This is a genomic window from Chitinophaga sp. W2I13 (assembly GCF_050434005.1).
Classification (GTDB): Bacteria; Bacteroidota; Bacteroidia; order Chitinophagales; family Chitinophagaceae; genus Chitinophaga.
In genome coordinates, this window is sequence record NZ_JBNPWD010000001.1 from 5,358,185 (window position 1) to 5,377,998 (window position 19,814).

A 19,814-nucleotide genomic window follows, 5' to 3' on the forward strand; every position below is an offset into this window, starting at 1 on the left:
CTCAACAGAAAGGTCATGTTCGTCATTAATTATTAACTCCGGGTAGGGTTGTTCTCATTCAAAATATAATTGCTGCATGCAACAAGAATCATTGATAGAATACGGCTCACGCAGGGTGATCATTACGATCACCGCTATATTCTGCGCTTTGCTGGAGATAGTGGATACCACTATCGTAAATGTGGCGTTGAATGACATGCGTGGTAACATGGGCGCTACGCTCAGTGAAATCGGATGGGTCATCACTGCATACGCTATCGGTAACGTAATCATAGTACCGATGACCAGCTGGTTATCACAGCAATTTGGTCGTCGTAACTACTTCGCGGCGTCTATTATTATATTCACCGTTTCCTCTTTCCTCTGCGGTAACGCAACTGCCATGTGGGAGCTGATCATATTCCGCTTCATACAGGGTTTGGGTGGAGGTGCTTTGCTGGTAACTTCTCAAACGATTATCACAGAAAGTTATCCGCCTGAAAAACGCGGTATCGCCCAGGCCATTTACGGGTTGGGTGTAATCATCGGCCCAACATTAGGCCCTCCGTTAGGCGGTTTTATTACCGATAACTATTCCTGGCCTTATATCTTTTACATCAACATTCCTATCGGTGTAATCGCCACCCTGCTTACTTTGCAGTTTGTGCGCAGCCCGAAGTACGGAGCGAAAAGAGCGATGTCGGAGATAGATTTCCTCGGTATAGGGCTCCTGGCGGTGATGGTAGGAAGTTTGCAGTTTGTGCTGGAACGTGGGCAGGAAGACGACTGGTTCAATGACTCCACTATTACGGCCCTCACCGTTACAAGTGCATTGGCCCTGTTCTTCTTTGTATGGCGTGAGCTTACCTATAAGAACCCTATCGTGGAGCTGAGGGTGCTCAAAAACGGGAACCTCCGGGCAGGTACCATTCTCTCTTTCATCATGGGCTTTGGATTATACGGATCTACCTTTATTATCCCGCTGTACACACAGGGTTCACTGGGATGGACCGCTACCCAGTCGGGTATGCTGATGATCCCTGCGGCATTGACTACCGCAGTAATGATGCCGCTGATAGGTAAAATGCTGGAGAAAGGTATTCCACAACAATATATGGTGGCAAGTGGTATGTTCCTCTTCTTTGTTTTCTGTTTCTGGGGATATAAAATTATCACACCGGCAGATACCGGCTCAGATGCCTTCTTCTGGATGCTGATCGTTCGCGGTATAGGTATGGGATTACTCTTTATTCCTATCACCACGTTGTCACTGTCTGGTTTGAAAGGGCAGCAGATTGGCCAGGGAGCAGCTTTTACTGGTATGATGCGTCAGCTGGGAGGTTCATTTGGGGTGGCTTTGATCACTACCTTTATGGCCCGCCAGAATATGCTGCACCGGAGCGACCTGGTATCTAAACTGGATACCAACAACCCTGATGTGATTAACCGGGTAAACGGCTTACAGCAAAGTTTTGGCGCGAAGGGAATGGACCCGCACCAGGCACTGAATACAGGTTATAAATTACTTGATTTTAGTGTTACGAAACAGGCCGCCATATTATCTTATATGGATGTGTTCCTGTACCTGGGCCTGATATTCCTCATTTGCGTACCGTTTGTACTCATGGTAAAAGCTAAGAAAGCTGCGAAACTCGATCCGTCTGCTATGCACTAACGGAAACAGTTTTTCAAGATAAAATATTGTTGCAATAACAGTGTAACAGTTGTAGGTTTAGGTAAATAAGCCCCGATTTTAATCGGGGCTTTTGTTTTTTCAGGGGCAATGAATTAAATTCATAGAAATACCCCGCTATGGAAACATTCGGCCATGTAAGAATGGTGATAGGATTTATCCTGAGCCTCAGCATTGCACATCTGCTCAAAGGCACTGCCAAATTCATCCAGCATCCCAACCGGGAAAAGCCTTACTGGATACACCTTTCATGGGTAGCCTACATCTTTGTGATGCTGGTGCATTTCTGGTGGTGGGAAATGCCGTTGCACGCACTGAAGAAATGGACTTTCCCGGAATATATCTTTATCATCTCCTTTATTACCACCTTTTTCCTGCTCTGTGCACTATTGTACCCCGACGATCTGAAAGATTATAAAGGATACCAGGACTACTTTTACTCACGACGAAAGTGGTTCTTTGGGGTGCTGGCGTTTTCGTTTATTGCAGATGTAATAGATACGCTGATAAAAGGACACGATTACTTTCATCATTTCGGGATAGAATACCCGATCCGTAATATCACGCACATTGTCCTCTGCCTGCTGGCCATCAGGATCAGTAACCGGACCTTTCACGGGGCGCTGGTTATTTTATTTATCTTATACGAGATGAGTTATGTATTACGGCTTTATTTGTCGGCCGCCACATGAGGCATTTACAGGCGGATGCCTACTTTTTTATAGATGAAACTCAGCAGCCATGCCGGCCCGATGAGCAGAAATTGCAGGTCCTTGAAGAAGGAAGGTTTTGCGCCTTCTATTTTATGGCCGATAAACTGCCCGATCCAGGCTGCTACAAAAATAAACAGCGCCACCTGCCAGATCACCAGCTGAGTGGCCGCTATAAGGCGCCATAGCCATAAGCAGATCACCCCTATCAGCAACATGCCAGCCGCCAGAGAAGGAGAGAGGCGCAAATAGTAAATGATCAGTAACAGCAATACCACATGCGCTACCGAAATGTAGGAACGTACGCCACCAATGGGCAATGGGATCGCGTATAAAAATCCGACGATACTAAAAAAAATAGCGGGTACACAAATCCAGTGAATCAGTTTGTTGGTATGGTTACGGTGGCTGCTGCCGTACTCGTCCAGCCATTGATGGATTGTTCTCATAGCGGTGGCGGTTTATAAAGTGCTGGTATTAAAATACGTTAAATAAGCGAAAATGAGTACTTCAGAAATTTCTTTACCAACAAAGCAATATCCAAATATGTTCTTATTAATCGTTTTGAATTGATAGATTTGAATCAGGAAGTCATTAACTGAAGTATTATGGAAACCATTGGATTTATCGGCACTGGCCATTTAGGCTATCCCATTGCAGAGAACCTGCTGAAGGCAGGATACACTTTAAGAATTTATAACCGTACGAGGGAGAAGGCGTTGCCGCTGGAGCAGCTGGGCGCTATACTGGTGGGCAGCCCGGAGGAAACTGCCGTTAAAGGAGGAATTGTACTGAGCCTGGTAGCGGACGACAAGGCGCTGGAAGCAATAGCTACCGATGCGCTGGTGCAGGCCCTTGGTGAAGGTGGTATCCATGTGTCTATGAGTACGGTATCACCGGATATTTCCAGGGAGTTGTCGGCGGGTCATGCAAAGCACGGGGTGTTATTTGTAGGGGCGCCGGTATTTGCGCGTCCGGAAGCGGCGACCGCGAAAGCGGGTAATTCGGTAATTTCCGGTCCGGCTAAGGCTAAAGAAAGGATCCGTCCTTTATTGGAGGCTGGATTTGCCCGCAACATTTTTGATCTCGGAGAAGACGCAGGCAGCGCCAATGTGCTGAAGCTGATGGGTAATTTTATGATTGCCGGGGCGTTGGAACTGATGGCAGAAGCCTTTGCGCTGGCGGAGAAAAACGGGGTAGATCCCAGAGAGGCATATGAAATGCTCACGACTACTTTATTTTCGGGTCCCATCTTCAGGAATTATGGAGCCATGATCCTTGACCGTAAATTTACGGGTAATCCTTCTTTCAGTGCGGAATTAGGGTTGAAAGATATGGACCTGGTATTGCAAACGGCGCGGAAATCGCATACCGCCGATGCCGCTGGCTAACCTGGTGCAGAACCGGCTCACAACCATCCTGGCGAAGGATATACATGATGCCGACTGGACCGCGCTGGCTTCCGGTGCGCTGGAAGACGCCGGACTTACTGTTTAATCTTTACCGGCCATAGCCGCTACGGTCTTTTCTTTGGACGCCTGGCGCGCTATGGCGTCTTCCCGGTGCATGGTTCCCCAGTCGGAGATATGCTGCAACATACTTTCCATACTCCATCCCAGCGGGGTGAGTTCGTATTCCACCCGCGGGGGCACTTCCGGGTACACGATCCGCTTAACGAGGTGGTCGTTTTCCAGTTCCCTTAACTGCAATACCAGCACTCTTTCCGAAATGCCGGTGATCGACTTTTTCAGTTCGTTATAACGTAGTTTACCATCCAGCAATCGCCACAGTATGCTGGGTTTCCAGCGTCCGCCGATCAACGACAGGGTATATGCTGTGCCGCAGTCGCCGCGCAGCTGCTTTCCGTTGATGGCATTAGAGGAATTTTCTTTTCGCATACGTTCAAATTTTCTTTTTCCGGGTATAAACGGGTATAAAGATACGCAATGCGCTGCTATCGTAAAGGATAACGCTATCCTTTTGGTAACCCTGTCCAGGGGAGCTTTATTAAACAACAAGGGAAGGCATCACGGCCTCCCCTTTTTGTTATGCCTGCGGCAGTGACTATTCTGCCTGTTTACCGGCTTCGTTTTTCTTTGCCACGTCTTCCAGCAGTCTGAGTCCGAGCAGTCCGCTGATCGGTCCGTTGGCGCTGTCTCCACCGTTGATGAGTACATCCGGCATGATACGGATCTGCTGCGTGCCGATGGCTTCCATTACTTTCAGTTGGGTAAAGTTGTTGCCACCCATTGCTTCCACCGCCAGTTTATAGGATTCTGCGCTGGACTGACCAATAGCCAGGATCTTTTCTGCTTCTGCCTTACCAGTGAGGGCAATTTTTTCCGCATCCGCTTTTGCAATCCATTCAGTACGCTCCGCTTCTGCCTTGGCCAGCAGGCGTATTTTTTCTGCTTCACCGCCGGCCAGTAATTTCATCCGGTCGCTTTCCGCGTTGGCTTGCAACCGCACGCTGTTGGCGTCACCGGTCGCTTTTTTCACGGAGGCGTCTGCATGTCTTTCCGCAATCCAAACACCCTGGTCGGCTTTTACAATTTCCTTCTGCATTTCTGCAATGGCGGTTTCTTTTTCCAGCGTCTGGCGGGTTTCCTGTGCCAGTCGTTCTGTATCATAGGTGATTTTCTGTTCTTCCGCAATTTTACGGTCGGTCAGTGTTTTCATCAGTGTTTCCGGTGGCACAATGTCACCAATGAGGGTATCTACCCCGAACACATTATACTGGTCCAGTACCTGGCCGATATGCTCCTTCGCGGAGGTTTGCCGTTCCTTACGACTGGTGAGGAAACTGATCACATCTGATCCCTGGGCGGAGTTACGGAAGTAGTTACCGATGGTGGGTTCCAGCACCTGTGTGACCAGGTTGCTCATATTACCAAAGCGGGCAATTACTTTGGGGGCTTCGGTAGTAGGGATGTGGATGATCTGTGCCACGTCGAGGTTAAAAGTAAAACCGTCGCGGCTCCTTACGGTGATGGTAGAGAGGTTCTTATCCAGCTGGTGGGCTTCACTTCTGGCGGTGGCCCAGTTCAGCACCAGGTTGGTGGTAGGTACCAATTCTACTTTCATGATATAGGGATTAACAGGATACTTACCGGGTCCCAGTGGTTCTGCCCATACGCCTTTGGTACCTTTGGCCACAATATTACCGTGTTTGAATTCTGCGCCGCTGAGATCCACGCCATCATTACCCACGAAGGAAATGACCACCCCTACATGGCCGATCGCGATTTCCGTCATGCGAACCATTTCCAGTTTGGCAAACCAGGGGTTAATAAAGTAGGAGCCGGCCAGGATCACCTGTTCCTGCAAGCCTTTGTAACCGCCTTTTTCGAGGAAGGCATCCACATCCTGGAAGTTGTTGTGTTTGTCGATGGTTTTACCCGCAATGGAGCCGGTTTCAATGGCTTGTCCTTCGAGGGTAGTCACAATTCCTACCGCATTGTCGGGGATGGACAGCATGTCCGTGATTTCCACTTCAAACAGGAAGGTATTGATACGGTATGATCCGGGCGTGATAATAGCAGTTTGCCGGCCTTTGCGGCCACCATTCCGGAGAAAGGCCACTGCGTCCTGGAAGGAGTCGCAGGGAACCTTGCGGGCCAGGATAGCACCTGTTTCCAGTTCTGAACCGTCTTTAGCCAGTACCAGTCCTATTTTACCGGTAGGGATGATGGTAAATGGCTGGAAGGCAACGCTGTACTGCCAGATCCATTTCCAGAAGTATACGCCGGGAGCGAGTGTTTGCGCCTGGAAGCCAGCTTCGCCGTTGGTGGCGAGGATGCGGCCTTCCGGCAGTTCCTGTTTACCGATCAGTACAAATTTTTTAGTAACCAGACCAATACGGTCTTCCGGTACAATGACTACGCCAAAGCATATACGAAGAATTACTTTGTACAGTACAAGGCAAAGAATGGGCAGGCCGATAAGCAAAGCCCATCTGAGAAATGTGTTTTCCATTTGCAGGGTTGTTGTTAAGGTATGTATTTGTGTAAGATGAATTTAACGGCATGGCGATACGGCTGACGGACTTGTCAGATCAGGGTTTGGGCCATGCAGGTATGTTTCAGAAAAGTGGGGGCGAAGTGTTGAAGTTCGTAGCGATATAAGATATCAGGATGTTGTTGCCGGAGCAATGATCAGATTCCATTGAAGAATGAATTACGATGTAAAAGTGATGATTATTTTTCATCTGTCAAAATAATTCCGGGCAAACGATAGTTCCTTTAGCACGGATTTTCAGATAAGTTGTTCCGGATCATTTTTGCAAACTGTTTCAGATAATGCCGGGCAGTTTTTTTTGATATCCGTTGAAAATTTGTCCGTTTTTTTTGATTTTTGGAAAAACGCCCTATATTGGGAAGAGTTTAACCATTATTCACTCTGCTAAAACGATTTTTCCAAGCATGTCAACCAAATAGTTTTTTATATTTGTATAGCTTTAACGATTTAGCAAAACATTCTATTATTGAATTTATGACAAATTCCACGGCGTTAGGAATAGATATCGGCGGCTCTCACATTACCGCAGCACTCGTAGATCTTGGCACAAGATCCATCATAGAAAGTTCATGGAACCGCACACGTATTAACTCACAGGGCGAAGTAGCAGATATCATCGATGGCTGGGCGGCTGTTATCAGTGAGGTTTTCACCCACGCTTCTGAAGATGTACGGCACATCGGCATCGGGATGCCTGGCCCGTTCGACTATGAGCGGGGGATCAGCCTCATGAAAGGGCAACACAAATATGACGCTTTATACAACCTGAATGTAAAGGAATTACTGGCAACGCGCCTCGGAATTTCCCCCCAGCAAATCCGCTTTATCAATGATGCCGGCTGCTTCCTGCAGGGCGAAGTATTCAGCGGCGCCGGCAGGAATCACCAACAGGTAATTGGCCTTACACTGGGCACCGGACTGGGTTCCGCCATCTATCGCGACGGAGCAGCCAACGATGCCAATCGCTGGTGCGCTCCCTTTAAAGAGGGTATGGCGGAAGACTATCTCTCTACGCGCTGGTTTGTAAAACGCTATGAAGAAATAAGCGGCGAAGCAATAGCAGATGTAAAAGCGCTGGTAGCACGTATAGGCGTTGACGATAGGATACCGCAGCTGTTCAATGAGTTTGCGGTAAACCTCGGTACTTTTCTTACCACCTTTATTAAAGAAGAACAACCTGAAATTGTAGTGATCGGCGGAAATATCGCCAATGCGGCAGAACTGTTTCTTCCCCAACTAAAAAAAGAACTGGAAAAACAACAGATCACCATCCCGGTAGTTATAGCTATCCTCGGCGAAGCCGCAGCACTGATCGGCGCAGCCAGCTTATGGCATGCCTTCCAGGAAGCATAAGCACCACCCGTTCAGCAAAAACATAAAATAAAAAGAAGCTATTGGCGCAATGACCAAAGCAGGTAAGTTCCCGGAGCATATTCATCTCCGGAAAAAATATCCGCTCCGGTGCCTGTGCCAGTAGCTTTTTGTTTATTGCTTTCAGCTTTCTGCTTTTTCCTTTATATTAGGGGCATCAACCACTTCTAAATATTTACTGTTTGAAAGACCGCCTAATTGCAGCTGATAATATTTTGTGGAACAATGTCATCCTGGGGGATCAACAAGCCTACAGGGAGTTGTATGAAATGTATGCGGATATGCTTTTCCGGTATGGCCTGAGATATATAAAAGATACCAGCACGATAAAAGACTGTATCCAGGAGCTTTTTACCAGTCTTTATCACTACAGGAATAACCTGGCGCATGACGTGAACATCCGGTTTTACCTGCTCCGGTCATTCCGCAGGAAAATCCACCAGGCCGTAAAAAAGAATGCCACTATGCTGCATACTGCCAATCCGGAAGACTATTTCTCGATCTTCTATGAGCCGGATGCAGAACAGCTGCTGATTGCAGCGGAACAGCAGCAGGAATTGCTCCGGCTGCTGGCCCGTGAACTGAACGAATTACCCGCCCGGCAGAAAGAAGTCCTTTTCCTCAAATTCAACTGCAGCCTGTCGTACGAAGAAGTGGCGGGAATCATGAAAATAAGTGTACCAACCTGCCGCACTCTCGCCTACAGAGCGTTCCGGCAACTGCGTGCCAACATGGAAAAGGTACCGGTGCTGCCGTTAATGATCCTCTTAATGTCCTGGATTTCCCGGGAGCATCCCTGAATAAAAAAAGTTTCGTTCCGGAGTCTATATCCTGTTTGTTTGTTGCTCTATATAGCAAAGATGCCGAAAGATGCCTGATAAGAAACACCTGAAACTGGAAGACCTGCTTGGTAATGACCATGAGCCGCCTGCACAAAGCGATGATCCCGTGCAACAGCAAATGGCAGATGCCGTGCAACGCATGATCACAAACGCCGCCACAGAAACGTGGGACCCGGCCGATAAAGCCCTGCTGTGGCAGGATATCGCCGCGGGGTTAGCAGCCAAACCATTTGTGCACAGATACCTGTTCCTCAAAATCGCCGCTGCCGTCTTGCTGTTGTTGTCCGTGGCCACCTGGTTGTTCTGGCCCCAGGCTCCGCACTCACTGGTACAGTTTGCTCAGCAGCAACACCTGGAACGCGCCACCGATACCCGCCTGATCCTTGGGCAGCAACCCGCGATCGTAGTAAAAGGAAAAAACGCATCACTGGTATATGGAGGTCAAGGCGTAACCATCAATGCGGATAGTACCCTGTCGTCTACAGCTCCATACAATACGCTGTTGGTACCTTACGGCCGCCGCGCCCGCCTCCAGCTGGAAGATGGCACCATCGTGCTGCTGAATGCCGGCTCCCGCCTTGTTTATCCCGCTACCTTTCACCGGAAAAAACGGGAAGTATACCTGGAAGGGGAAGCCTTTTTTGAGGTAGCCCCCAATGCCGGATCGCCATTTTTCGTATATGCTTCACGTATAGAAACAGAAGTGCTCGGCACCTCCTTTAATATCAGCGCTTATCCGGACGACCACCAGCAAACCCTGGTACTGGCATCGGGAAGTGTGCGCCTCCACCTGCCTTCACAGCGCCGCTTCGGGCAACATTCCCGTCAGCTGCAACCCAACGAAATGGCTACGGTAGGCATGGAAAGCGAAACCCTGCAGGTAAGCACTGTGAATGTAGCAACCTATACTGCCTGGAAAGACGGGCGCCTGCTGTTTTACAGTACACCGCTGAAAGAAATCCTGAAAAAATTAACGCGTTACTATAATATACAGCTGGACCTTGCATCAACACAACCCGGACTGGAAACCTGTTCCGGCGACCTTGACCTGGAAGATCATCTTGAAAACGTACTTGACGTGATATGCGCTACCAACTCGCTGCGCTATGAGCGCCAGGGACAGCGCATCGTACTGAAAGAGAAAGACTAATTACCAAACATATCACCAAAAAAAAGCCGGAAGATGGTGGGACATCTTCCGGTTGCACAGCCCCGCCGAAGCGGGGACGGGCTTGTCTTTTTGTTTAACTAAAAAAACTGTAGTGAAGTTATGAAAAAAATCTATGCACAATGGCGGGTACCGCCAGGCAATGTTTTTGCCATTAAACTCCTGAGAACAATGAAACTGACTGTAATTTTACTGTTCATCGCTATCCTTGGGGTTTCTGCTACCGGCAAGTCGCAGGACGAACACCTCAACATCAAACTGCACCAGGGCACCTTGCCTCAGCTGTTTAACCAGATCCAGTCGCAAAGCCGCTGGCGTATCTTTTATAAAGATGAACTGGTAAACAGGGAACAACCGCTGACGCTTGATCTGCAGGACAAAAAGATCAACGAAGTACTGGACAAAGCCCTGTTAAATACAGGTCTCAGCTACCGCATCATGCGCAACCAGGTAGCCATCATTCCGAAGGAAAAAGGTAAGCCGGAGCAACGCCTGTCAACCATCTCGCTGTTGGAGGACAGTACCTATCTCATACGCGGACGGGTATACGATACGCATGAACCTCCGCAGGCGCTACCGGGAGTAACTATCCGGGTAAAAGACAATAACAGTCTTGGTACCACTACCGACGCCGATGGCTACTTCACCTTCCGCGCTAAAAAAAATGCGGTGCTTGTTTTTACGCAAATGGGGTACCTCGCGCAGGAATATACCATTATCCGGAGCCACAATGCACTGAATATTTCCCTGAAAGAAAACGTAGCTGCCCTCGATGAAGTAGTAGTGGTGGGCCTTTCAGAACAGCAACGGAAACATATTGCCAGCTCCATCAGCTCTGTAAATATTGCACAGCAAACCAATGGCAAGCCCATTACCGCATTATCACAGGCATTGCAGGGAGGCGTTACCGGTTTGCAGGTAACGCAAAGTTCCGGTCTGCCCGGTGGCGATGCTGCTATAATAAAGATCCGTGGCATCAGCACGACGAACGCCTCCAATCCATTGGTAATGGTGGATGGTGTGCCGATGGACATGAACTATATTGATCCCGTTACCGTGGAAAGCGTTACCATCCTGAAGGATGCCGCCGCTGCCGCTGTATACGGCGCCCGCGCCGCTAACGGTGTTATACTGGTAACGACCAAACGCGGCGTAGCCGGAAGGGTAGCCGTTACCTACGATGGCTATTATGGTGTGCAGTCGCCCTCCTCCATGCCGGCGCTGGTGGAAGCGCCGCAATATATGCGCATGTTTAACGAAGCACAGGTGAATGCCGGCAACGCGCCATTCTATTCGGAAGAAGATATTCAACATACAGCAGCCGGCGACGACCCGGTAAAATATCCTAACACCGACTGGCAGAAGGAAATCCTGAACCGCGCGGCACCTATTACCAGTCACTCGGTGGGAGTGAGCGGCGGTAACAGCCTCGCACGTTTTGCCTTAACGGCCAACTATCAGAACCAGCAAGGGATGATTCCCCTCAACCACTCCAATAAGTATAATATCCGCGCCAATACCTCCATTACCCTTACCAAAAAGTTCCTGGTATACATGGACATGCTGGCCATCAAACGAAATACTTTTTATCCTAACCGTCCCAATGGGAGTAATGGAAACAGGATATTGGAAGATATTTTCCGGGTACCGCCTACCATTCTTCCCAAATACCCGGCAAAAGATGGCGCACCGGTCATGTATGGCCGCTACGTGGATATTGTAAACCCGGTGGCCTACGCAGAACATGGCGGTCAATCTGCCAATGAGTACGGTCAATCCAGTATTAACCTGCAGCCTAAATGGGAAGTATTGCCTGGCCTGAATCTCCGCGGACAATTCAGCTTCCGGTTGAACAGCGACGTGACCCGCACTTCCCGTGACAATTATTACTTCTTTGATTATTATACCGGTAAACTGGTGCAAACATGGGGTGTGCAGCGGACTGCTGCTATGGATAGGACTACTTACTATTACGCAGGCGTAACGGCCGACTATACCTATGACCTGAAAGATCATCACTTTTATCTGATGGGTGGCTATTCACAGGAAGAGAACAATAGTAAATTCTGGGATGTAAATTCCCTGTTATCGTTTTATGGAAAAGTAAATTATTCTTATAAAGATAAATACCTGCTGGAAGGAGCCATTCGTACAGATGGTTCATCACGTTTTGGTCCGGGTCATAAATACGGTACATTTCCTTCCGTAGCGTTGGGCTGGAATGTACATAAGGAGTCCTTTATGGCGCCCGTATCTGTTATTAGCAGCATGAAGCTCCGTGCATCTTACGGCCGGCTGGGTAATGAGAATATAGACCTTTACCAGTACCAGAATATGATCAGCGCCACAGATGGCGTGGAATCAATTTTCGGTAACCCGGATATTACCTGGGAAACAGTGGACATGTTGGATCTGGGACTGGACCTGGCTTTGCTGCAGAGTAAACTGGAGCTTACGTTCGACTTCTACAACAAAACTACCAATGGTATTATTCTCAAGCCACCGGTATCTTATGTAGGCGGTATGGGCACTCCTCCCATCAACGCAGGCAAATTGCGGAACAAAGGAGTGGAGCTGTCGCTGAATTATAATGGTCGTATTGGTAAAGATGTCACCCTCTCTGTACGCCCTGGCGTTTCTTATAATAAAAACACCTTCCTGACGGTATTGGGCGGCCCTTATATCAGTGGCAGGAACATTGACAAGGAAGGATATGCACTGAAGAGTTTATATGGTTATAAAACAAATGGTTTGTTGCAGGCCGCGGATTTTAAACCGGATGGCACGCCGCTGGTACCAGTGATCGCTAATGCAAAACCAGGAGATATCCGCTACCTGGATCAGAACGGGGATAATGTCATTGATGGGAACGACCAAACAGTGATCGGCAATCCTACACCGCGCGCCGACTTCTTTGCCAACTTCCGCATCACCTATAAAAAATGGGAACTGGAAATGCTGTTGCAGGGCGTGAGTAAAAGCGATGCGGTGCTGTCAGGTATGCTGGCCTATCCATTGGATATGTCTTTTGACGGAGGTGTTCCTACACAATATTATGCAGACAACTACTGGACGCCTGAGCGTACCAATGCCCGCTTTCCCCGCTTAACCACTACACCGGATATCAATAAGCTGTCGTCCGATTTCTGGATCCAGAACGGCGCCTACATCAGGATGAAATATATCCAGCTGGGTTATAATTTCAGCAGCACTACGTTAAAACGTATAGGCGTTAACGGTGCCAGGGTATACCTGAATGCACAAAATCCGTTTGTATTCACTTCCATGAAACTGGTAGACCCTGAAAGCCAGGGCAACCAATGGACGTATGGCATTATGAAAATGTATACTGCAGGGGTAAGTATTCAACTATAACCATTCAACTTTTCGCAATGAAAATGAAATTCAACATAACGATGATACTGGGCCTGGTATTACTGTGTTCACCGGGCTGCAAAAAATTTCTCACCCACGATAACCCCTCCGGTGTTACCGACCTGGAGTGGTGGAAAACGGAGAGTCATGCCTATAATGCGCTTGGCTCTATTTATGCCGGGGTGCCGGCAGGTTCCAGCGGCAGGAATGTAATGTTCTGGTCGGGCCTGAGCGACGAAGCCGTTTGCCGCGGCGACTTCAGAGGTAACTACGATATTTACACCCGCGGATTGCAAAACCCTACCTGGGATGTGGCCGAATGGATCTGGCGGGATGATTATATAGATGTACGCCGTGCCTGCCGTTTTCTTGAAAACGTGGATAAATGTTTTATGGACGAGCAGCTGCGCACCCGTATGAAGTATGAAGCCCGTGCATTACGTGCCTTTTATCATATGGAGATCATGCTGTTTTTTGGTGACATTCCCATTGTAACAAAGTCCGTTACCCCGCTGGAGAACCGACTGAAAAGAGATCCGGCCGAAAAAGTATATGAATTTATCCTGAGCGAGTTAAAAGTGTGTGCGGAGAACTTACCGAAAGAATACGACAGCGATGAAACATGGCGTATTTCCGCAGGGGCCTGTAATGCGCTGATCGTGCGGTTGGCATTGTTTTTCCATCACTATGATGTGGCCAGGGATGCGGCGGCCAAGATCATCGGCACCGGGGTTTATAAATTACACCGCAGTGAAAAAGCAGGCGTGAACAGTTATGCGGAATTGTTCAGTTACACCGGTGAATTAAACAAAGAGCGTATTTTTTTCAAGGCCAATGGTTGTGACAACGCCTGGACCACCTTTGCGCCTTATGGCATCGGGGGAGAAACCTACGTGTCGCCCACGGCGCAGGTAGTAGATAACTTTGAAACAAAACAGGGTAAAACCCCGGCGGAGCTAGGCCCTGATTCCATGGCGATATACCGTAAAGATCCCAACTATAAAAATAACCGTGATCCCCGGTTGGCTGTGTCTGTCCTGTATCCCGGTCAGTCGTACCTCGATGCCAATTATATCCTTTCTCCTTTTGATAATGCTACCAACAACACCGATAAAATAGGTGTGCAGAAATCTACTGCCACCGGCTACTGGATCCGGAAATACCTTGATCCGCGCGACCGGCAGGGCAGGAGTGGGTCCCTCGATTTTATGTACATCCGTTACAGTGAGATATTGTTATCCTATGCAGAAGCCGTGATTGAGCTGGGCAACTGGCAGGATCCACTGATCATACAATATCTGAATGATGTTCGTACCCGGGCTGGCATGCCGGTGGTTGACCAGCAGCGCTACAATAGTGCAGCAATGCTGCGGCAGCTGGTGCGCCGGGAACGGCAGGCGGAGCTGGCATTTGAAGGGCAGCGGTATTTTGATATCCGGAGATGGGGTATTGTTAAGCAGGTAATGAACGGGCAGGTATTTGGCGCTACCAATCCAGAAACAGGTGTGGCCGTAAAGGTGCAGGACCGTTCGTATACCGACCGGGATTACCTGTGGCCCATACCGGAAAAGGAAATGTTATCTAACCCGGAAATGACGCAGAACACCGGGTATTAATTTTTTACCGTTTATCAAATTTTCGTTACTGTACTTGCATATCATCTTGTTAGATTATATCTTACCATTCATACAACCACGATGTGACAATACAGTGAATATATCATCATACAGTGAACTAATACTATCAATCAAAACAAATCCAGGCATTCAATTAAACTGAATTATGGCGAAACAAAACAGCGATTCAAGGCGGGCATTTCTCAAAAATTCCCTGGGAGCGCTTGCTGCATTTACAATTGTGCCCAGGCATGTGCTGGGCCGCGGTTACCTGGCGCCCAGCGACCAGCTGACCAAAGCCGTTATAGGCACCGGTGGCATGGGACGCGGCCACTTTGGCTACGCCGGCACCCGGGTAGTGGCGCTCTGCGATGTAGACCGCAGTCACCTGAAACTGGCAATGGACCAGCTGGGAGATAAAAGTAAAGGCGTAAAAACCTTTAGCGACTACCGCGAAGTAATCACCCTGCCAGAGGTAGATATTGTACACGTGGCCACGCCGCCGCACTGGCATGGTATCATTGCCGCAGACGCTGCGCGCGCGGGTAAAGACATCTGGTGTGAAAAGCCGATGACAGCCACCATTGGCGAAGGCAAACGCCTCGTGGAAGCAGTACAGCAACATGGAAGGATCTTCCGCCTGAATACCTGGTTCCGCTTTGAAGACCGTTTTTATGGAATGGGCACCACGGTGAAGCCGATTAAAAAACTGGTAGACAGCGGCCTGCTTGGCTGGCCGCTGAAGGTAACCGTAAGCAAGCATACGGGCTTCGACTGGAAATTCTACTGGGTAGGCAAAACCAACCTGGAAGCCATGCCGGTACCGAAAGAACTGGATTATGATATGTGGCTGGGGCCTGCGCCTTATCGTCCGTATAACCCGCACCGTGTGCATCAAACCTTCCGTGGTTACTGGGATTATGATGGTGGTGGTTTGGGAGATATGGGGCAGCATTACCTGGATCCTATCCAGTATTTCCTGGGTAAAGATGACACCAGCCCGGTAAGTGTGGAAGTGGATGCACCACAACAGCATCCTGATGCAGTGGGCACCTGGAGAAGAATTACCTACACCTATGCAGATGGCTGCCAGATCATCCTGGATGGTGATGGCGCCGATGAAAAGGCCGCTTATATAGAAGGACCCAAAGGAAAACTGTACCCGGGTTTCCGCTCAGATATCCAGGACCTGGAAAAGAAACTGGCTGCATTCCCTGACCCCGCCCCACAGCAAACAGATTTTGTGGACGCTGTAAAGAACCGCCGGAAGTTTGCGCTGAACGAGGAAAATGGTCATCGCTCCGCTACCCTCGTAAACATGGGTAAGATTGCCCTGCGCCTGAACCGCTCGCTGAAATTCGACCCGGTGAAACAGGAATTTATAGAGGATGCTGGCGCCAATGCGCTGATCTATCAGCCAATGCGCGGACCGTGGACTATCTAAACAATCAAGTAAACGAATTATGAAAAAGATACAATACTTACTCGTTGCATTACTGGTTGGCTGGAGTAGCCTGGTTTCCGCACAGGGGCCATCAGATCAGCGTGCGTTTCATACCAAAATAGCCGATGTGCTGGCGTTGATGCCGGCACCCAATAAAACGCAGTTTAACGCCAATATGGAGTCGATTGCGGCGCTGGGGGAAGAAGGGCTTACTACTATAGCCGGTATGCTGGCTGCGCCCGGAAAGGGCAATAATACGCAGCTGGAATATGCGCTGGCAGGATATGCTTATTATGTTACCCAGCCGGGAAAAGAAACCGTCCGCAAACAGGCTTCTGCAGCGCTTTGCAAAGCACTGGCAAAAACAGCGGAACCGGAAAACAAATTTTTCCTGATCACGCAGCTGGAAACCCTGGCAGATGATAACGCCACCGGCACGTTGCAATCGTATCTTACAGATAACCGTTTGTGCGACCCTGCTGCGCGCGCACTGGTAAAAGTTAACACGCCCGCTGCACAGCAGGCCCTGTTACAGGCGCTCAGCGCCGCTTCCGGCAACAACCGCATCACCCTTACGGAAGCGTTGGGTGATAGCCGTTATACTGCCGCTGCTGCTACTATTGCGCCACTGGCCACCAATGCAGATAAAAAACTCGCCAAAGTAGCGTTGTATGCACTGGCGCAGATCGGCGCGCCGGCTTCTGCACCGGTATTAGCCACTGCCGCTGCCAACAGCGGTTATTCCTACGATGTAACCGACGCTACTGCTTCCTATCTGTACTACGCTGCCAATATCACTGATAAAGCAGCTGCAGCGAAAATAGCAGAGAACTTACTGAAGCAAACAAAAACAGATGCACAGGTACACACCCGTACGGCAGCATTAAAACTGCTCACTGCCATCCGTGGTGAAAAGAATATGCCGCTGCTGTTAGCGGCTGCGGATGATAAGAATGCGGAATACCGTGATGCTGCACTGAAATTTGCAGGTCAATACGGCCTGGCAGCTAATGCCTTGTGGCTGAAGAAACTGTCGGGTCCTGATAATGCCAATAAAGCTGCTGTAATAGCTATGTTGGGAGATAATAAAGTGGCCGCAGCTTTACCTGCCCTTCAGAAATTACTGGGTAGCAAAGAGGAGAGCGTAAAACTGGCTGCCATCAAAGCGGCTGGCAAAACCGGTGGCGCCGCTGCCTTACCTTCCCTGCTGCAAACCATGAAAACAGGAGATGCTGCTACCGTGGAAGCCGTAAAGCAGGCACTCCTGATTATGCCGGGCGAAGAAGTAGCTGCACAATCCGGCGCCTCGCTGGCCACCATGCCTGCTGCAGCGCAAACAGCCTTACTAACGGTACTGGCCGCACGCAAAGCAGACAGCCGCGTAAATGATGTACTGCCCCTCACCGCCAGCACAGATGCCGGCACCCGCAGTGCGGCCATTGCCGCATTGAAGGATGTGGCCACAAAGGCAAATCTTCCGGAACTATTTACCTTACTCAATAACACCACCAGGGAAACGGATATCGCCAGCATACAGGCTGCGCTCATCAGCGCCGGCGCTACCAGCAGTGACGTACTTGCACAGATGAAGCAGGCGCCCGCCGGTCAGCAAGCCCGCTACCTTCCCGTATTGGCAGGTATCGGTGAAAAAGATGCCTTGTTACCGGTAGTTACCTCCTTTAATAACGGTGACGCAGCTACGAAAAAAGCAGCAGTAAGGGCATTGTCTTCCTGGAAAGATATGGCCGCTACCCCTGCGCTCTTAAAAATTGCACGCGAAGATGCTACCTATCGTGATGAAGCACTTGCCGGCTACGTGGCGCTTACCCGCCGCTCCGCTTTGCCCGCCGATCAGCAACTGCTGATGTTCCGCAACGCCATGGAGCTGTTGCCCTCAACAGTAATACAACAGAAGGTGCTGGAAGGCGTAGAGCGTTGCAAAACACTGCCTGCCTTATTATTCGCAGGTAACTACCTCGATAATGCACCCGTGCAACAGGCCGCCGCCAACGCTGTAATGAACATCGCACTGGCAGATAAAAGTTATAATGGCGCCATCGTACGCGCTTTGTTAGAGAAAACATTCAAAGTACTGAACGGCCCCGATGCCGATTACCAACGGCAGTCGATCCGCAAATATCTCGCTGAAATGCCCGCTGGTGAAGGATTCGTTCCGCTCTTCAACGGTAAAGACCTTACCGGCTGGAAAGGGCTCGTAGAGAACCCAATAGCACGCGGAAAAATGGATGCCAAAGCACTCAGCAAAGCGCAGGACAAAGCAAACGACAACATGCGCAAAGGCTGGTCCGCAAAAGACGGCCTGCTGGTGTTTAGCGGCAGCGGTGATAACCTCTGCACCGAAAAGAAATATGGCGACTTTGAGATGCTGGTAGACTGGAAGATCACCTCACAGGGCGATGCCGGTATTTATCTCCGTGGTTCCCCGCAGGTACAGATATGGGACACCTCCCGCACCGATGTGGGCGCACAGGTTGGCTCCGGTGGCTTATACAACAACCAGCAACATGAAAGCAAACCACTGAAACTTGCAGACAACGCTATCGGCGAATGGAATCATTTCCGTATCCTCATGCAGGGTGATCGCGTAACGGTATATCTCAACGGAGAACTCGTAACCGATAACACCATCCTGGAAAACTATTGGAACCGCGGATTGCCGATCTTCCCCGAAGAACAGATCGAGCTGCAGGCACATGGTACCTATGTAGCATACCGTGATCTTTACATCCGTGAAATTCCCCGTCCGAAGCCTTATGTGCTGAGCGATGAAGAGAAGAAAGCCGGCTACAAAATGCTGTTCGATGGCACCAACATGCACGAATGGACAGGCAACACCAAAGACTATGTGATCGATAACGGTAATCTCGTGATCTATCCAACCAATGGCGGTCACGGTAACCTCTATACGAAAGACGAATACAAAAACTTCTCTTTCCGTTTCGAATTCCAGCTGACACCGGGCGCTAACAATGGCCTGGGTATCCGCGCACCGCTGGAAGGTGATGCTGCCTACGAAGGTATGGAGTTACAGATCCTCGATAACGAAGCAGATATCTATAAAGACCTGCAGGTATATCAATATCATGGCTCCGTATACGGCGTTATTCCTGCCAAACGTGGCTTCCTGAAACCTGTTGGAGAGTGGAATACGGAAGAAGCCATTGTTGATGGCACGCACATCAAAATAATACTGAATGGCACCGTTATCCTCGACGGTGACATTGCAGACGCCCGTAAAAACGGTACACTGGATCATAAGAAGCATCCTGGCCTGAACAGGGAAACCGGTCATATCGGTTTCCTGGGACATGGATCAATTGTGAGGTTCAGGAATATCAGGGTGAAAACGCTGTAGTTTTTTGTTTGAGATATAGAACCGTTCCTGCGCAAGTAGGAGCGGTTTTTTTTGTGGTTGCCTCATCAGTTAAATTGTCACTTATTGTAATGTGAAGTTGAGATGAATGCACATGACAAAATACCACGAACGTGGGATGATCTGATTAATGATAAGTTAATTACTTTTGGCCTTGGATTTAATTGATTTTTACTATTTTGTATCGGAATTAACTGTAGTGTTC

13 protein-coding genes are annotated in these 19,814 nt (G+C 49.2%); 10 read left to right on the top strand and 3 right to left on the bottom strand.

Going from position 1 to position 19,814, the window contains the following annotated elements; genetic code table 11:
• The first annotated feature begins 76 nt into the window (after window positions 1–76).
• On the top strand, window positions 77–1,654 hold the full coding sequence (locus QFZ48_RS22160) for a DHA2 family efflux MFS transporter permease subunit (protein ID WP_370907466.1): 1,578 nt from the start codon (window positions 77–79) through the stop codon (window positions 1,652–1,654).
• 137 nt (window positions 1,655–1,791) lie between these two features.
• Window positions 1,792–2,364: a hypothetical protein gene (locus QFZ48_RS22165; protein ID WP_370907465.1), complete on the top strand. Its 573-nt coding sequence runs from the start codon at window positions 1,792–1,794 to the stop codon at window positions 2,362–2,364.
• 5 nt (window positions 2,365–2,369) lie between these two features.
• On the opposite strand, the gene QFZ48_RS22170 is transcribed toward QFZ48_RS22165, so the two are convergent.
• The gene (locus tag QFZ48_RS22170) at window positions 2,370–2,831 is read right to left on the bottom strand and encodes a DUF962 domain-containing protein (protein ID WP_370907464.1); all 462 of its coding nucleotides are present in this window, start codon (window positions 2,829–2,831) and stop codon (window positions 2,370–2,372) included.
• Between the two features lie 159 nt (window positions 2,832–2,990).
• Here QFZ48_RS22170 and QFZ48_RS22175 point away from each other — a divergent pair, with 159 nt between their 5' ends.
• Window positions 2,991–3,773 (top strand): NAD(P)-dependent oxidoreductase, encoded by a 783-nt coding sequence (locus tag QFZ48_RS22175; protein ID WP_429063658.1) that lies wholly within the window; start codon window positions 2,991–2,993, stop codon window positions 3,771–3,773.
• A gap of 102 nt (window positions 3,774–3,875) precedes the next feature.
• Here the strand turns inward: QFZ48_RS22175 and QFZ48_RS22180 are convergent, their stop codons facing one another.
• Entirely contained in the window at window positions 3,876–4,280 is a 405-nt protein-coding gene (locus QFZ48_RS22180; protein WP_429063659.1) for a winged helix-turn-helix transcriptional regulator, read from the bottom strand.
• Between the two features lie 166 nt (window positions 4,281–4,446).
• Window positions 4,447–6,357 (bottom strand): SPFH domain-containing protein, encoded by a 1,911-nt coding sequence (locus QFZ48_RS22185; RefSeq protein WP_429063661.1) that lies wholly within the window; start codon window positions 6,355–6,357, stop codon window positions 4,447–4,449.
• A gap of 516 nt (window positions 6,358–6,873) precedes the next feature.
• Here QFZ48_RS22185 and QFZ48_RS22190 point away from each other — a divergent pair.
• The 7 genes from QFZ48_RS22190 to QFZ48_RS22220 all read left to right on the top strand — a co-directional run bounded on the left by QFZ48_RS22190 (window position 6,874) and on the right by QFZ48_RS22220 (window position 19,591).
• Entirely contained in the window at window positions 6,874–7,752 is an 879-nt protein-coding gene (locus tag QFZ48_RS22190) for an ROK family protein (protein ID WP_429063663.1), read from the top strand.
• A gap of 200 nt (window positions 7,753–7,952) precedes the next feature.
• Window positions 7,953–8,570, top strand: a complete 618-nt coding sequence (locus QFZ48_RS22195; protein WP_429049620.1) for an RNA polymerase sigma factor — start codon at window positions 7,953–7,955, stop codon at window positions 8,568–8,570.
• Window positions 8,571–8,640: 70 nt separating this feature from the next.
• Window positions 8,641–9,762, top strand: coding sequence for a FecR family protein (locus tag QFZ48_RS22200; protein WP_429063664.1), 1,122 nt, complete (start codon window positions 8,641–8,643; stop codon window positions 9,760–9,762).
• A gap of 120 nt (window positions 9,763–9,882) precedes the next feature.
• Entirely contained in the window at window positions 9,883–13,155 is a 3,273-nt protein-coding gene (locus QFZ48_RS22205) for a TonB-dependent receptor (protein ID WP_429063666.1), read from the top strand.
• 17 nt (window positions 13,156–13,172) lie between these two features.
• Window positions 13,173–14,771 carry a RagB/SusD family nutrient uptake outer membrane protein gene (locus tag QFZ48_RS22210; RefSeq protein WP_429049611.1) on the top strand — a complete coding sequence of 533 codons (1,599 nt, stop codon included), beginning with the start codon at window positions 13,173–13,175 and terminating at the stop codon, window positions 14,769–14,771.
• Window positions 14,772–14,937: 166 nt separating this feature from the next.
• Window positions 14,938–16,215 (top strand): Gfo/Idh/MocA family oxidoreductase, encoded by a 1,278-nt coding sequence (locus tag QFZ48_RS22215; RefSeq protein ID WP_370907454.1) that lies wholly within the window; start codon window positions 14,938–14,940, stop codon window positions 16,213–16,215.
• 19 nt (window positions 16,216–16,234) lie between these two features.
• Window positions 16,235–19,591, top strand: coding sequence for a DUF1080 domain-containing protein (locus tag QFZ48_RS22220; RefSeq protein ID WP_429063667.1), 3,357 nt, complete (start codon window positions 16,235–16,237; stop codon window positions 19,589–19,591).
• Window positions 19,592–19,814: the final 223 nt, after the last annotated feature.

Excerpts from the sequence above, each read along its gene's own strand:
- QFZ48_RS22160 (WP_370907466.1), top strand. The coding sequence starts at position 77 with ATGCAACAAGAATCATTGATAGAATACGGCTCACGCAGGGTGATCATT.
- QFZ48_RS22165 (WP_370907465.1), top strand. The coding sequence starts at position 1,792 with ATGGAAACATTCGGCCATGTAAGAATGGTGATAGGATTTATCCTGAGC.
- QFZ48_RS22170 (WP_370907464.1), bottom strand. The coding sequence starts at position 2,831 with ATGAGAACAATCCATCAATGGCTGGACGAGTACGGCAGCAGCCACCGT.
- QFZ48_RS22175 (WP_429063658.1), top strand. The coding sequence starts at position 2,991 with ATGGAAACCATTGGATTTATCGGCACTGGCCATTTAGGCTATCCCATT.
- QFZ48_RS22180 (WP_429063659.1), bottom strand. The coding sequence starts at position 4,280 with ATGCGAAAAGAAAATTCCTCTAATGCCATCAACGGAAAGCAGCTGCGC.
- QFZ48_RS22185 (WP_429063661.1), bottom strand. The coding sequence starts at position 6,357 with ATGGAAAACACATTTCTCAGATGGGCTTTGCTTATCGGCCTGCCCATT.
- QFZ48_RS22190 (WP_429063663.1), top strand. The coding sequence starts at position 6,874 with ATGACAAATTCCACGGCGTTAGGAATAGATATCGGCGGCTCTCACATT.
- QFZ48_RS22200 (WP_429063664.1), top strand. The coding sequence starts at position 8,641 with ATGCCTGATAAGAAACACCTGAAACTGGAAGACCTGCTTGGTAATGAC.
- QFZ48_RS22205 (WP_429063666.1), top strand. The coding sequence starts at position 9,883 with ATGAAAAAAATCTATGCACAATGGCGGGTACCGCCAGGCAATGTTTTT.
- QFZ48_RS22210 (WP_429049611.1), top strand. The coding sequence starts at position 13,173 with ATGAAAATGAAATTCAACATAACGATGATACTGGGCCTGGTATTACTG.
- QFZ48_RS22215 (WP_370907454.1), top strand. The coding sequence starts at position 14,938 with ATGGCGAAACAAAACAGCGATTCAAGGCGGGCATTTCTCAAAAATTCC.
- QFZ48_RS22220 (WP_429063667.1), top strand. The coding sequence starts at position 16,235 with ATGAAAAAGATACAATACTTACTCGTTGCATTACTGGTTGGCTGGAGT.